Source organism: Leisingera thetidis (assembly GCF_025857195.1).
Taxonomy (GTDB): Bacteria; Pseudomonadota; Alphaproteobacteria; order Rhodobacterales; family Rhodobacteraceae; genus Leisingera; species Leisingera thetidis.
In genome coordinates this window covers 713,253-728,125 of the sequence record NZ_CP109787.1, presented here as the reverse complement: position 1 = coordinate 728,125, position 14,873 = coordinate 713,253, and the positions used below count along the sequence as shown (strand labels likewise).

Annotated in this window: 13 protein-coding genes; 5 read left to right on the top strand and 8 right to left on the bottom strand. The window is 64.0% G+C overall.

The window, feature by feature from the left end; translation table 11 throughout:
* Positions 1–201 precede the first annotated feature (201 nt).
* From OKQ63_RS03475 to pcaQ, 4 genes are all read right to left on the bottom strand, one after another.
* Positions 202–660 (bottom strand): hypothetical protein, encoded by a 459-nt coding sequence (locus OKQ63_RS03475; protein WP_264212581.1) that lies wholly within the window; start codon positions 658–660, stop codon positions 202–204.
* Positions 661–821: 161 nt separating this feature from the next.
* Positions 822–2,480, bottom strand: coding sequence for a transcriptional regulator (locus OKQ63_RS03470; RefSeq protein ID WP_264212580.1), 1,659 nt, complete (start codon positions 2,478–2,480; stop codon positions 822–824).
* A gap of 374 nt (positions 2,481–2,854) precedes the next feature.
* Complete coding sequence (locus tag OKQ63_RS03465) at positions 2,855–3,766, bottom strand: MBL fold metallo-hydrolase (protein ID WP_264212579.1); 912 nt, start codon at positions 3,764–3,766, stop codon at positions 2,855–2,857.
* 131 nt (positions 3,767–3,897) lie between these two features.
* Positions 3,898–4,806: a pca operon transcription factor PcaQ gene (gene pcaQ, locus OKQ63_RS03460; RefSeq protein WP_491546751.1), complete on the bottom strand. Its 909-nt coding sequence runs from the start codon at positions 4,804–4,806 to the stop codon at positions 3,898–3,900.
* A gap of 106 nt (positions 4,807–4,912) precedes the next feature.
* On the opposite strand from pcaQ, the gene pcaC reads away from it, so the two are divergent.
* Genes pcaC through OKQ63_RS03440 form a run of 4 tightly spaced genes read left to right on the top strand, consistent with a single transcriptional unit; the run spans position 4,913 to position 7,507 of the window.
* The gene (pcaC, locus tag OKQ63_RS03455; RefSeq protein WP_264212577.1) at positions 4,913–5,305 is read left to right on the top strand and encodes a 4-carboxymuconolactone decarboxylase; all 393 of its coding nucleotides are present in this window, start codon (positions 4,913–4,915) and stop codon (positions 5,303–5,305) included.
* Positions 5,306–5,315: 10 nt separating this feature from the next.
* Positions 5,316–6,044 (top strand): protocatechuate 3,4-dioxygenase subunit beta, encoded by a 729-nt coding sequence (gene pcaH, locus OKQ63_RS03450; protein ID WP_264212576.1) that lies wholly within the window; start codon positions 5,316–5,318, stop codon positions 6,042–6,044.
* Complete coding sequence (pcaG, locus tag OKQ63_RS03445) at positions 6,044–6,664, top strand: protocatechuate 3,4-dioxygenase subunit alpha (protein WP_264212575.1); 621 nt, start codon at positions 6,044–6,046, stop codon at positions 6,662–6,664. Before pcaH ends, pcaG begins: the two co-directional genes overlap by 1 nt.
* Positions 6,665–6,676: 12 nt before the next feature.
* Positions 6,677–7,507: a 3-oxoadipate:acetyl-CoA acetyltransferase gene (locus OKQ63_RS03440; protein ID WP_264212574.1), complete on the top strand. Its 831-nt coding sequence runs from the start codon at positions 6,677–6,679 to the stop codon at positions 7,505–7,507.
* A 51-nt stretch (positions 7,508–7,558) separates the two neighbouring features.
* Here the strand turns inward: OKQ63_RS03440 and cueR are convergent, their stop codons facing one another.
* Complete coding sequence (gene cueR, locus OKQ63_RS03435) at positions 7,559–7,948, bottom strand: Cu(I)-responsive transcriptional regulator (protein WP_264212573.1); 390 nt, start codon at positions 7,946–7,948, stop codon at positions 7,559–7,561.
* Complete coding sequence (locus tag OKQ63_RS03430; protein WP_264212572.1) at positions 7,945–10,455, bottom strand: heavy metal translocating P-type ATPase; 2,511 nt, start codon at positions 10,453–10,455, stop codon at positions 7,945–7,947. The genes cueR and OKQ63_RS03430 overlap by 4 nt, the downstream gene beginning before the upstream one ends.
* A 344-nt stretch (positions 10,456–10,799) precedes the next feature.
* Here OKQ63_RS03430 and OKQ63_RS03425 point away from each other — a divergent pair, with 344 nt between their 5' ends.
* The gene (locus OKQ63_RS03425; RefSeq protein ID WP_264213872.1) at positions 10,800–11,912 is read left to right on the top strand and encodes an S-(hydroxymethyl)glutathione dehydrogenase/class III alcohol dehydrogenase; all 1,113 of its coding nucleotides are present in this window, start codon (positions 10,800–10,802) and stop codon (positions 11,910–11,912) included.
* Positions 11,913–12,026: 114 nt separating this feature from the next.
* Here the strand turns inward: OKQ63_RS03425 and OKQ63_RS03420 are convergent, their stop codons facing one another.
* Positions 12,027–13,541, bottom strand: coding sequence for a SpoVR family protein (locus OKQ63_RS03420; RefSeq protein WP_264212571.1), 1,515 nt, complete (start codon positions 13,539–13,541; stop codon positions 12,027–12,029).
* Positions 13,528–14,865, bottom strand: coding sequence for a YeaH/YhbH family protein (locus tag OKQ63_RS03415; protein WP_264212570.1), 1,338 nt, complete (start codon positions 14,863–14,865; stop codon positions 13,528–13,530). Before OKQ63_RS03415 ends, OKQ63_RS03420 begins: the two co-directional genes overlap by 14 nt.
* Positions 14,866–14,873: the final 8 nt, after the last annotated feature.

Sequence of the window (14,873 nt, the reverse complement as noted above, 5' to 3'; positions counted from 1 at the left end):
CGGACAGGGACCCGGCCCCGCCGCCGCAAAGGCTGGCCAGGCAATGAATGGCGCAGGACCACTGCCGCACAGCTGCCTGCATCTCCCCGGTATTAGGGCCGCGACAACGTAAAAAAAGCATGAGCGGCGGACGGAAAGTCCGTTGGATTTTAAGGAGCAGCACGTGCCGCGGAGCCGGTATCCGGGCGTTGCCCTGGCCTCTCAGACCGCGTCAGAAAGCCTGCGCGCAGCGTGCAGCGGCAGGTTTACGGCTTCGGCGTCGGGACGGTAGCCGGTCAGCGGGTCAAAGGCATGGCGGATCTGACCGCCTGCGCGGCAAGTGGTCAGCAGGACCGGGCGGTTGTTCACCTGCTCGCTGGAAACCGTGACCGGTAAGGTGCCCGTCAGCCAGCCTCCATAGCTGACAGCGCCATTGCGGCCGCGGATGACAATCTCGAAATAATCCAGCGCTGACATCCGGAATATCAGGTCCGGCACTTCTTCCGGCCTGCTGCCAAGATGTTCGACCGTCAGCTCGGCACCGATCAGATTGCGCACCGAATACCCCCAGCGATGCATGAAATCGTCCACGACATCGAGGACCTCGTGTGCCCGCTCTTCAGGCAGCACCCCCTGCCCGAATTCAATGAACCGCCGTTCAAATGCCTGATGCTCTGTCACACTGCCCCCAAAAGACCTTTGCAGGCCGGTTTTGCCCCGCCCGCTGCCAGGTTCCGCCAAAACGTAACATGCCCGGCCTGTTTCTTCGGCTCATAAATTGTTTCTTGGATGCATCTTACCCGGCGTCACATTTGCCTGCACCCGGTGGCGCCAGGCGCTGACTAGTCCGGCACGCCTGCCTCCCGCAAAGCGGTCGCCCACTCCTGCCCGGACGGGCTCATCGCTGCCGGGTTGTCACGCTGGAATTGCGACAGGCAGAAACGCGGTGCCGCTTCCAGCAGTTTCTGGACCGTGCTGCGCGCCTCCTCACCCCGCCCCGACATCTGCAAGGCAATTGCCTTGGAGCGCAGAGGCACCGGGAAGGCGCCCTTCGCTTCAAGCGACCGGTCGGCAAGCTCGATGGCGCGGCCATAGTTGCGGGCGGACAGGTTTGCCAGGGCCGAAATCGCGTCGAAGTAATACCGCTGCGGGCCCAATGGTGTCAGCCGCCGGGCCGCATCCGTCATTTGCACCGCTTCGTCGGCCATGTCCTGATAGGCCAGCGTCGCCCCTTTCAGAAGCAATGCCAACGCCTCGTTCGGGTTATCCCGCAATGCCAGATCATAGGCGTCCTGCGCCAGGTCGAAGCGGAACATCAGATGGCTGGAAATGAGCCCCTTGAGCGTATGGGCCAGCGAAAAACCGGGAGCCGCCTCGATGGCTGCCTCCGCCATCCGGCTGGCCAGGCGGCTGTCTTCCTCACGGTTCGGCGACAGCCCCTTTTCGACCCGCATCACATGCCAAAAACCCATCCACGTCAGCGGCAGCACATGGTCCGGCTCGCGGTCCAGAAGATGGGAGAGGACTTCATGCGCCTGCTGGAATTTCTGCACGTCCATTTCCTGCATCAGCGAAATCGCCGCCATCAGCAGCGCATGGCTCTTCAGGCTCGCAAGCGGCTTGAAACTGGCCAGCCGGACCGCCTCGCCCGCCGCAGTTTGACCGATCTGCAAGGTGGCGTTGCGCAGCACCGCGCTGCGGCCCTCCATCAGGCTTTTGTTGTCCCCTTCAAAGCTGCGCGACCAGATCACCTTCTCGCGGACGGCATCATGCAGATCGATTTCGGCGCGGAACCTCCCGCCTTCGCTGGAGACGGCACCCGAAACCAGGTAATCGACGCCGGCCACCGAAGAAACCTCGGCCGGGCGCACGGTTTCCGGATCGAACTGGCGAGATGCCAGATAGGAGGTGACCGAGAATGCCCAGCTGCGCGACAGATGCCGCGACAGTTCCTCGGACATCAGCGATCCAAGCGGCGCGGCAGCCTCGCCCGGAGAGCGGTGGGCAAAGGGCAGGACAGCGATCGACGGCAGCAGCCCGTCCAGGATAACCCGTCCTGGCGACGCACTGGCATGACGCACAGGGTTTGCGGGCCCGCGGGCGTATTCCGCCCGGTTCTCTGCCAGCCACGTATTGAAGACGGTTTCATGCGGCAGTTCAAAGCCTTCCATGAACTCGGCGCTGCCCGTGCAGCTGTCCAGCTCCACCCGGGTCAGATCCAGGATGACCCGTTCCCGGTTGGCGAACAGCAGCCTGGCCGCTTCCGGCCCCAGATGCCGGCGCAGTGTCGACAGCGCCGTGCGCAGGCTGGCCTTGGCCTGCTCGGGCTGCGCCAGGCACCACAAGGTCTTCTCCAGAAACGCCCGTGTTCGGATTCCGCCTTCGGCGGTGGACAGCAGCGCCATCAATGCCTGATGCTTGGCCCCAAGCTGCACGTTCGACCCATCCGCATGGAAAACGCCAAAAGCACCAAACCGGCATATCTTAAGAAAGACAGTCATCCGTTAACCCCACTTACCGCGTGTTGCATCCGAGATTAAATCACCGTCATATTGCGATAACTATATTTGTTTTGCAATTACTGATTGTAAAATTTTCAAAAGCAATCCCATGCATCGCACAATCATCACGCGAGTAAAACTGTTCGCCTCATTATAGTTGCCCCCTCTTCACTCAGCAACCTGCCTGCTTGGGAAGAGGCTGGTGCATCATGCACTGCAAAGCTTGCACAACAGACCATGCGGGGACGCGGCGCAGGACATTCAGCACACGCCAAACGTGCACTTGCGGCCTTCCCGGCAATCCGTGCCTGCCCGCCGCTGCACTACAACCTGAAGATTTTCCGGATCGGTTTGCCTGCTTGGAAACCCTGGCCCTAAGCCCCTGCCACAAATCGGTAGCCACTGCCGGAACGCTCCGCCCGCCCGATGCCGCCGCCAGGCAAATGGTAACCGATCAGCCGCATCTTTTCGGCAGCGAGCATATCCAGCAGACGCAATCGCGTCGCCGCCGCGGCGTGCGGGTCCTGATCGGCGCCCAACGGCCAAGCAGGCTCGGAAAAGCTGACATGGTGATTAGCGACCGCATCGCCCAGTATCAGCACGCTTTCGCTGCCGTTGCGGATTTCAAACGACATGTGGCCCGGCGTATGGCCCGGGGTCGAGCGCGCGGCAACACCGGGCAGGATTTCCTCGCCATCTGCAATCAGCTGCACCCTGTTCTCCAGCACTTCCATCCGGCGGCGGGCGCCGGCGGCCATAGCGGCGCGGCTGCTGCCGATGGCCTGCGCGGTTTCAGGATCAAACCAGTAATCCCACTCTCTCCTGCCCATCAGATAGGCTGCTTCGGGGAACATCAGATCGTCGAAATCATCCAGCACCCCCCAGAGGTGATCGGGGTGGCAGTGGGTGAACACCACATGGGTCACATCTTCCGAAGCGACTCCGATGGCATCCAAGGCCTCGGGCAGACCGCCCGCGCTGTCCTGGAACCCTGGCCCGGCGCCTGCGTCGAACAGAACAACCCTGTCTTCGTCCCGCAGCAGGGTCACGTTCACTTCCGGCCTGAGCGGCCCGGCCGGGATCCCGTACCGCTGCAGCACCCGCTGCAGCGCGTCAGGGGCAAGCCCGTCAAACACAAACTCCGGCGGCAGGGTGAGATACCCATCAGAAACCGTGTCAATCTGTTTGCCGCCCAGTATGATCCGGGCTGATGCCCATTCAGGAGCTGCAGCCGCCGCCAGCCCCGCTATGGCCGCAAGGCCAGCTTGACGTCTAGTGAATGCCATGACTTCCCGCCTGATCCGATTGCAACCGCATCAACTGCACACATTACCTTAAGTGAATTACATTGAGCCCCGGAAGGCAAGGGGAACACAGCTGTGCCGCAGCCCGGTTGAACCGGCCTGCCCTGCAGCGGTCAGGTCAGCCCCCGCGCAGCACAGTTGGCGCGCAGCGCCGCGCAGAACCGCCCGGCAGCCGCAGAAAGCTGATGTTCGCGCCGGATGCACAGGCCGACCGGTCCAAGGGTGCTGGCGGTTTCCAACGGCAGCACCGCCATGAGGCCCGCCTCCAGGTCCGGCCGCACCACGCCATGGCTGATGATCCAGATGGCCTGATGCGCCAGCACAAAGCGCCGCCCCAAGGTCGATGAGACGGTCTCCACCGGAAACCGGGGCATCGCCAGCCCCTGCTCCAGAAACATCCGCTCGACGAAAGGCCGGATGACCGAGCCCTCAGAGGGCAGCAGCACCGGGTATTGCTCAAACACGGCGGGCGGCAGATGGGAAAGCCCGGCCAGCGGATGGTCCTGCGCGACAACTGCGGCCACCCGCTCGCGGTACAAAGGGTCGAACTCCACCCCCGCCATGGTCTCGGGCGCGGGCAGCCTGCCCACCACAACATCCAGCTTGCCCCGGCGCAGCTGGTCGATCAGGAACTGATTGTCCCCCGACATCACCATGAACCGCCCGGGCGCGCTTCCCGCACGCAGCTGAGCCAGCGTATCGGGCACCAGATCCGCCGCAACGGTCGGCAGCGCGCCGATCGCCACCAGCGGCCCGTTTTCCTCCCCCAGCCGCTGCAACAGCGCGACCCCGTCGCGGGCCAGCGCCAGGCTGCGCCCGGCGTGGTCCCGGAACAGCTCGCCATATCCGCTGAGCCGGATACCGCGGCCATGCTTCTCCACCAGCGGCTTGCCGCAAACCTCTTCCAGTTCGCGCAGCGCCCGGGTCACCGCAGGCTGTGTCATGCCCAGCGCCTCCGCCGCCTGAGTGACGCTCATCTTGCGCGACACCTCGACAAAGACCTCAAGATGGCGAAGTTTCAATGATGACGATAGCCGCATATCTCTGTGGTTATGATTTCATACCTTCTTCTGCATTATACAGATCACTTCCGGCATGCGATACTGGTCATGGCAAAGGGAGGTCAGCATGGCTCAAGACCGTTACAGCCGCGGCATGGAGATGCGGCGCCAAGTACTGGGGAACGCCCACGTGGACGCCGCTGAGGCCGCCAAGACCGCGCTGGACCAGCCGTTTCAGGAGCTGATCACCGAGGCCGCCTGGGGCACGGTCTGGGCTTCGGACCGGATTTCCCTGCGCGACCGCTCGATGCTGACTCTGGCACTGCTGGCCGCGACCGGTAATTTCGACGAGATCCCGATGCACATCCGCGCGACCGCCCGCACCGGAGCCAGCCAGGACGACGTGCTGGAAGCCTTCCAGCATGTCGCCATCTATGCCGGAGTGCCCCGTGCCAACCGGGCGCTGAAACTTGCGCGGCAGACCTATGCAGAAATGGCAGCCGAAAAGACCGATGGATAAGGAGCGCACGATGGCGAAACCGGGAGATTTCTATCAGCGGGACCGGCGCTGGCATCCGCCCGCACTGGCGCCGGATTACAAGACCTCGGTCACCCGCTCGCCCCGCCTACCGCTGATCAGCCTGGAAAACAGTGCCAGCGAAACCACCGGACCGGTGTTCGGCCACAACGATATTGCCGCCGCGGACAACGACCTTCTGACCAATTTTGCCAACCCCGGCGAAAGCCCCGTGGGCGAGCGGATCATCCTGCATGGCCGGGTTCTGGACGAAAACGCCCGCCCGGTGCCCAACACGCTGGTCGAGATCTGGCAGGCCAATGCCTCGGGCCGCTACCGGCACAAGAAGGATACCTACCTGGGGGCGCTGGATCCGAACTTCGGCGGCTGCGGCCGCACCCTGACGGATGAGGACGGCGGCTACCGCTTCCGCACCATCAAGCCCGGCGCCTACCCCTGGCGCAACGGAATCAACGATTGGCGGCCTGCCCATATCCATGTTTCGGTTTTCGGCTCCGGCTTTACGCAACGGCTGATCACGCAGCTGTACTTTGAGGGCGACCCGCTGATCCCCCGCTGTCCGATCGTCAACAGCATTTCTGATCCGGACGCTGTGAACATGCTGATCGCCCGGCTCGACATGAACGCAACCATCCCGCTGGACACCATCGCCTACCGGTTCGACATCGTGCTGCGCGGGCGCCGCTCGACCCTGTTCGAAAACCGGATGGAGGGAAACTGATGACGCACCGCCTCGGCTATCTCAAGGAAACCCCGTCGCAGACCGCCGGCCCCTACGTTCACATCGGTCTTGCCCCCGGCGCGGCCGGATTCGAGATCTACGACCAGGAGCTTGGCCGGGACATCGCCGGGCCCAATGCCGCCGGAGAGCGCATCCGGGTGGAGGGTGTCGTCACCGACGGCACCGGCGCGCCGGTCAAGGACGTGCTGCTGGAAGCCTGGCAGGCCAACGCCGCAGGCATCTATGCGCACCCCGAACATGCGGGAGAGGTTGAGGATGGTTTTCGCGGCTGGGGCAGGGTGATCACCGATTTCGCCACCGGCGAATGGGGGTTCGACACCGTGAAACCCGGCCCGGTGGCGGGGCGCAACGGACAGCCGATGGCGCCGCACATCAGTCTGTGGATCGTTGCCCGCGGCATCAACGTGGGGCTCAGCACCCGGCTCTATTTCGATGACGAGAAAGACGCCAACGCCGCCGACCCGGTGCTGAACCTGATCGAATGGGAACAGCGCCGCCAGACCCTGATTGCCAGACGCTCCACGCGGGACGGCAAGGCGGTCTACCGCCTCGACATCCGCCTGCAAGGCGGAGATGAAACCGTATTCTTTGACATCTGAAGGGGATCCGCCATGCGCAAACCCTGCATCATCTGCGTGGCCATCACCGGCTCGGTGCCGACCAAGGAAAACAACCCGGCGGTGCCGGTCACCATCGAAGAGCAGATCGAAAGCACCCAGGAAGCTTTTGAAGCCGGCGCCGCAATCGCCCATTGCCACGTGCGCAATGACGATCAGTCCCCCACCTCGGACCCGGAAAAATTCGCGCGGCTGATGGAAGGGCTGCAGAAACACTGCCCCGGCATGATCGTGCAGCTGTCCACCGGCGGCCGCTCCGGCGCCGGGCGCGAGCGCGGCGGCATGCTGTCCTTGCGGCCCGATATGGCGTCGCTTTCGGTCGGCTCCAACAATTTCCCGACCCGCGTCTATGAAAACCCGCCCGACCTGGTCGACTGGCTCGCCTCGGAAATGCGCAACCACGCGGTGAAGCCGGAGATCGAGGCCTTCGATCTGTCGCACATCCACCAGGCGGTGAAGATGAACCGCGAAGGGCGCATTCCCGGCAAGCTGTATGTTCAGTTCGTGATGGGGGTGAAAAACGCGATGCCTGCCGACAGGGACGTGTTCGATTACTACGTCAAGACCATGCAGCGGCTGGCGCCGGAGGCCGAATGGTGCGGTGCAGGTGTCGGCCCCGGGCAGATCCTGCTCAACGAATGGTCCATCGCGGCCGGCGGCCATACCCGTACCGGTCTGGAGGACAACATGCGGCTCGACCGCGAGACCCTGGCGCCCTCCAACGCCGCCCTGGTCAAACGCGCGGTGGAGCTGTGCGGCAAGTATGAACGTCCCGTCGCGACCTGGCAGCAGGCCCGCGAAATCCTTGATCTGCGTCCGGCCTGACCGGCCAGCAGGGCTGCCGGAGGCGCGGGCGTGCCCGCCCCCAGCCCGGCTTCACTCCCCGCCGGACAGGTCCCTGAGGATCGGACAGTCCGGGCGGCTGTCCCCCGCACAGCTGCGCACCAGCTCACCCAGCGTGCCGCGCATCGCTTCCAGATCGGCGATCTTGGCCTCGATCTTGGCCAGGTGCTCCAGCGCCAGCTGTTTCACATCGGCGCTGGCGCGGGTTTCATCCTCATACAGCGCCATCAGCGTCCGGCAGTCCTCGATGGTGAACCCGAGCGCCCGGGCGCGGCCCAGAAAGGCCAGCTTGTGCAGGTCGGTCTCGGCAAAGCAGCGGTAGCCGTTGGCGCTGCGGTGCGGCTTGATCAGGCCGATGTCCTCGTAATAGCGGATGGTCTTCGAGGGCAGGCCCGAACGGCTGGCCACATCTCCGATATTCATGCGCGCACCTCCTGTCCGTTTGCAGCCCGCTCGGCCGTACCATCCTCCCCCGCATCCATCGCGGGTTTCAGGCGGCGCAGGCGCAGCGCGTTGGTCAGTACAAACACGCTCGACAGCGCCATCGCACCTGCCGCCAGCGCCGGCGACAGCAGCGGCCCGCCAAAGGGATACAGCAGGCCCGCGGCCACCGGGATCAGCAGCACGTTGTAGCCGAAGGCCCAGCCCAGGTTCTGGCGGATGTTGCGCATGGTGGCGCGGCTGACGGTCAGCGCATTCACCACGCCCCGCAAGTCTCCCGAAACCAGCACCACATCCGCGGCCTCAATTGCCACGTCGGTCCCGGTGCCGATGGCAATGCCCGCATCCGCGGCAGCCAGTGCCGGGGCATCGTTGATGCCGTCACCGATGAATGCAAGGGTGCCGAACTCCTGCTGCAGCGCCCGGATCGCGTCGACCTTATCGGCCGGCAGGCATTCGGCCTTGACCGCATCGATGCCCAGCCGCGCGGCAATCGCCTGCGCCGTGGCCGACGCGTCGCCGGTGATCATCGCCACCTTCAGCCCCTGTTCATGAAAGGCCCTGATCGCGGCAGGGGTGCCGGGCTTGACCGGATCGGCCACCGCGATGACCGCCGCCGCCTGCCCGTCCAGCGCAACATACAGCGGGGTTTCGCCGCGCTGCGCCAGTCGGCGGCCTTCCGCCTCCAGCGCCCCCAGGCCAACACCCTCGCGCACCATCAGGCGGGCGGCACCAGCCAGAACGTCACGGCCTTCGACCCGCGCCCGCAGCCCGTAACCGGGAATGGCCTCGAACTCTTCGGCTTGCGGCAGTCCCGTGCCGGCAGCCGCGACAATGGCCCGGGCGATGGGATGTTCGGACGCGGCCTCGGCGGCACCGGCAAGGCGCAGCACCTCTGCACGGTCAAAGCCATCCGCACAGACCAGTTCCGTCAGGGATGGGCGGCCCTCGGTCAGGGTGCCGGTCTTGTCCAGCGCCACCACCCTGACCTCCTGCAGCCGCTGCAGCGCATCCCCCTTGCGGAACAGGACACCCATCTGCGCGGCGCGCCCGATCCCCACCATGATCGACGTGGGGGTTGCCAGACCCATCGCACAGGGACAGGCGATGATCAGCACCGAAACCCCCGCCACCAGCGCCAGCGGCAGCGACGGCGCCGGTCCGAACAGCGCCCAGGCCAGCACAGTCAAAGCTGCCGCCGCAATCACCGCAGGCACGAACCACAGGGTGATCCGGTCCACCAGCCCCTGCACCGGCAGCTTGGCGCCCTGCGCCTGCTCCACCATGCGGATGATCTGCGCCAGCACCGTGTCGCGCCCCACCCGGGTCGCGCGGAATTCCAGCAGGCTGTTGCCGTTGACCGTGCCCGCCGTCACCTCATCCCCTGCCGATTTGGCAACCGGCACCGGCTCGCCCGAGATCATGCTCTCGTCGATGTAGGACCGGCCCGAGACCACCTCGCCGTCCACCGCAATGCGCTCCCCCGGCCGGACTCGGATCAGATCGCCTGCCGCGATCTCCGCAACGGGCGTTTCCACCACCTCTTCTCCGCGCAACAGCATCGCGGACTTGGGCTGCAGCCCGGCCAGCTTGCGGATCGCAGCGCCGGTGCGCCCCTTGGCGCGCGCTTCCAGCCAGCGGCCGGTCAGGATCAGCACCACGATCACCGCGGCCGCCTCGTAATAGACATTGGCAGTGCCAGCGGGCAGCAGCTGCGGCGCAAAGGTCGAGATCACCGAAAAGCCGTAAGCCGCGGTCGTACCCAGGGCCACCAGCGCGTTCATGTCCGGCGCGCCGCGCAGCAGCGCCGGATAACCGGTCAGGTAGAACTGCCGCCCCGGCCCGGCCAGCACCAAAGTTGTCAGCACAAACTGCAGCAGGTGGCTGTTCTGCTGGCCGATACTGGCCGCCACCCAGTGATGCAGCGCAGGCAGCATGTGGCCGCCCATTTCGATCAGAAAGACAGGCAGGGTCAGCAGCCCCGCCAGCAGCACCTGCCGTCCCAGCGTCCGGATTCCTTCCGCCTTGCGCCTTTCGGCCTGGCCGGCGTCCTCACCCGCGGCATTCGCTGGCAGCTGCGCTGGATACCCGGCCGCAGCAGCAGCTTGGACCAGGCTGTCCGCATCGCTCATGCCGGTCAGATACGTAACCTGTGCGGTTTCCGACGCCAGGTTCACCGCCGCCGTCAGCACCCCCGGCACTGCCGCCAGGGCCCGCTCCACCCGTCCGACGCAGGAGGCGCAGGTCATGCCGCTGACCTGCAGGATGGCAGTTGCCTCGGCCGCCGGATAGCCTGCTTTGGACAAAGCCTCGGTCAGCCGTTCCAGCGGCAGGCCTGGCGCCGCCTCAACCTGGCCGGTTGCATTGGCCAGGTTGACACTGGCAGAGGCGACGCCGCCAACGGCAGCCAATGCGCGTTCCGCCCGGCCTGCGCAACCGGCACAGCTGAGGCCGGTGATCTGCAGGGAAATATTCTGGTTCTTGGACATGGGACACCCATCCGGTTTGATCCTATGCCAGCCCATATGAGGCTTCCAGTCACTGGAGGGTCAAGGCCTTTTGCGCAAATTCCTTCCAAAAACTGGAATCCTTTGGGCAAGCCGCTGGAAAATACAGTTTTCTGCGCTGCACCGATGGCGCGGACAGCGGGCTGTCAGTCGCATTCGGAGCAATTGGCGGCGGCCGGACACTGCTAGGATATGGAGGCACCGCTTGCGTGCCCCCGCCGGCAAATGTAACGCTGGGCCGGCCAAGGCCACTGGCAGAGATTTCACTTCCGGACCCGCCCGCGGCGGCCCGGCCCCGAGAATAACGACGAAGGACCCTCATCATGATCCGTACCCGCGCCGCTGTTGCGGTTGCCCCCGGCAAACCGCTCGAAATCATGGACGTGAACCTGGAAGGCCCCAAGGCGGGCGAGGTTCTGGTGGAGATCAAGGCCACCGGCCTGTGCCACACCGACGAATTCACCCGCTCCGGCGACGACCCCGAAGGCATTTTCCCGGCGATCCTGGGCCACGAAGGCGCAGGCGTCGTGGTCGAGGTCGGCGAAGGCGTCACCAGCCTCAAGCCGGGCGACCATGTGATCCCGCTCTACACGCCGGAATGCCGCGAGTGCGAATATTGCCTCAACCCGAAAACCAACCTGTGCCAGGCGATCCGCTCGACCCAAGGCCAGGGCCTGCTGCCCGACGGCACCACCCGCTTCTCGATGCTGGACGGCACCCCGATCCACCACTACATGGGCTGCTCGACCTTCGCCAACCACACCGTGGTGCCGGAAATCGCGCTCGCGAAAATCCGGCCGGACGCGCCCTTTGACAAGGTCTGCTACATCGGCTGCGGTGTCACCACCGGCATCGGCGCGGTGATCAACACCGCCAAGGTGGAGATCGGCTCCCGCGCCGTGGTGTTCGGCCTCGGCGGCATCGGCCTCAACGTGATCCAGGGCCTGCGGCTGGCCGGCGCCGACCAGATCGTCGGCGTCGACCTGAACCCGGGCAAGGTCGAGATGGCCAAGCAGTTCGGCATGACCGACTTCGTCAACCCGGCCGAGGTCGAGGGCGATCTGGTTGCGCATCTGGTCGAAGTGACCAAAGGCGGCGCCGATTACACCTTTGACGCCACCGGCAACGTGAACGTGATGCGCACCGCGCTGGAATGCGCCCACAAGGGCTGGGGCGAAAGCATCATCATTGGCGTGGCGCCTGCCGGGGCCGAGATCTCGACCCGCCCGTTCCAGCTGGTCACCGGCCGCAGCTGGCGCGGCACCGCCTTTGGCGGCGCCGCAGGCCGCACCGATGTGCCGAAAATCGTCGACTGGTACATGGACGGCAAGATCGAGATCGACCCGATGATCACCCACAAGCTGACGCTGGACCAGATCAACGAAGGCTTCGAGCTGATGCACGAGGGCAAGTCGATCCGCGCCGTGGTGGAATTCTGAGCCTCAGCCAGACTGCAAACAGCAAAACGCAGGCCCTTGGGCCTGCGTTTCAATTCCACCGATCCGGCTGGCGTTCCGCCCTTCGCGGAACCGGCCGCAGCCCCCGGTCAGCGATCAGTTTTCGCTGGAGGTCTCCACCGCATCAAGGCTGACATCATAGCCCCAAAGGCGGCGCAAGTGCTTCAGCACTTCATCCTGATCTTCTTCATCGAGATGGATGCCGTCCCGCACAGTATGGGTCAGCTTCAGTTCCCGGTCGCCGCGCAGATCCGCGTCCGTGACCTGGATATCCGGCTCCAGATAGGCCAGGTCGTACTGTTTCGCCAGGTCGCGGCGGATCGCCTTGTAGCCGGCCCGGTTGTGGATCTGACTCACCACCAGATTGGGCAGATCAGCGTCATTGGTCAGCGTGAACAGCTTGAACTTGCGGATCAGATGCGGCGACAGGAATTGCTGGATGAAGCTTTCGTCCCGGTAATTCGCCCAGGCATCGCGCAGCACCTTGCGCCAGTCGGGATCGCCGGCGAAATCCGGGAACCACTCGCGGTCCTCCTCTGTGGGGTCCTCACAGATGCGGCGGATATCCTGCATCATCGCAAACCCAAGCGCATAGGGGTTGATCCCCGAATAGCGCGGATCGTCATATTCCGGCTGCATCACCACATTGGTATGGCTGTGCAGCATCTCCATATAGGCGCCTTCGGTGATCTGGCCCTGCTCATAGAGCTTGTTGATGATGTAGTAGTGCACAAAGGTTGCACAGCCTTCGTTCATCACCTTGGTCTGCTTCTGCGGATAGAGATACTGCGCCAGCATCCGCACAATGCGCAGGATCTCGCACTGCCAGGCCTCCAGCACCGGGCTGTGTTTCTCCAGGAAATACAGCACGTTCTCCTGCGGCAGATTCATCAGCTTGCGGCGGGCGCTGAAGGACGCATCCTCGACCTCTTCCAGCGTATCGCGGCCCATGGTTGAATCGGTCCAGATATCCAGCACGCTTTGGCCGCTTTCATAGCCCTCGCGCACCTTCTGCATCGCGACCAGCTCTTCATTGGTCGGTTTGGGCGGACGGCCGTAGCGGAACACACCCTGGGACTGCAGGGCATGAGCGGCATCGAGAACCTCTTCCACGGCGCTGAGCCCATACCGCTCCTCGCAGGCGGCGATGTAGTTCTTGGCAAAAGCCAGGTAGTCGTGAATGCCGGAGGCATCGGTCCACTGCTGGAACAGATAGTTGTTCTTGAAGAAATGGTTATGGCCAAAGGCCGCATGCGCCATCACCAGCGTCTGCATCGCCATGGTATTTTCTTCCATGTTGTAGCTTATGCAGGGGTTGGAGTTGATGACGATTTCATAGGCCAGCCCCTGGCGGCCGGTGCGGTAGAGCGTTTCGTCGCGGGCAAAATGCTTGCCGAAAGACCAGTGCTGATACATCAGCGGCAGGCCGACGCAGGAATAGGCATCCAGCATCTGTTCCGCCGAAATGATCTCGATCTGGTTGGGGTAAACGTCCAGTCCAAGGTCGCCCAGCGCGATCTTTTCGATCGCGTCGCGCGCTTTTTCCATCAGCTCAAAGGTCCATTCCGGCCCGTCGAACAACGGCTTGCGCGCCTTTCTAACTGCCTGCATTCTGCGCCCCTTTCACCTTGGGAAGGAAGAACTCCCGGAAAATCGGATAAATATGGCCGGGCTGCGACACCCGCTGCATTTCAAAATGCTGGGCCTGCTCCTTCACTTCGCGGTAGTTCTGCCACAGGTCTTCGCCTGCTTCCGGATTGTTGAGCAGCATTTCCGCCGCCTCATCAACGATCTCCACGTAGGCGTAGAACTGGCTGACCGGCAGCAGCTCCTTCAGCAGCAGGTTCTTGCAGCGCACCGAGTCATTGCCGAAATTCTCGCCGTCAGAGGCCTGGGCGCCGTAGATATTCCATTCATCCGGCGGATAACGCTCTTCGATGATCTCCTTCATCTTCTCCAGCGCGGTGGACACGATGGTGCCGCCGGTTTCACGTGCATAGAAGAAGGTTTCCTCATCCACTTCCTGGGCGTGATGGGTGTGGCGCACGAACACCAGCTCGGTGTGCTCGTAGCAGCGCTCCAGGAACAGGTGCAGCAGCAGGAAGAAACGCTTGGCCAGATCCTTTTCCCGTTCCTGCATGGAACCGGAGACATCCATCAGGCAGAACACCACCGCGCGCGAGTTGCGGATCTTCTCCGGCACAAAGGTATCGTAGCGCAGATCCAGCGGGTCGATATAGCCGACCACCTTGCGCTTGCGGATGATCCCTTCCAGCCGCTTCTTCAGCTCTTCCAGAAATGCCTCCTGCGGCGGGGTGCGCTCTTCCAGCGCTTCCAGTTCGGCGATCTGCTCCTCCAGATCCCGCTGGGATTTTGTCGTGGGCCGCTGCAATGCGATCCGGCGGCCCAGAGAGTTGCGCATGGTGCGCACCAGGTTGAGGTTGTTGGGCGTCCCGGCCGTGGTCAGACCGGCGCGGCGGGTGCCGATGGTTTCGGTCTCCACCGTGGCCTTCTCGACCAGGTCCGGCAGTTCCAGCCCGTCGAACAGGATTTCCAGGTATTCCTCCTGGGTCAGGGTGAAGGAAAACTCGTCCTCGCCATCGCCGTCCTCGGAGGCCTTGCGGCCGCCCTCGCCGGCTCCGCCCTGCGGGCGCTTGATGGTGTCGCCGACAACAAAATCCTTGTTGCCGGGCAAGACATGGCGGCGGAGCCCGCCCTTGGAGGAATGAAAGAACCGCGGCTCCTTCAGCCCCCGTGTCGGGATGGTGACCTTTTCGCCTTCGTCCGGGACACCGCTTCCGCTTTGGATCGATTTTCCCCGGACCGACTGGTCGACGCGCTCCTTAATGTTCTCCCGGGCCCGCCGCAGGAACCGCTGGCGGTTCCCGAGGCTCTTGCCCTTCGGATTTGCGCGCCTGTCGATGAAATGATGCATGTGCCACA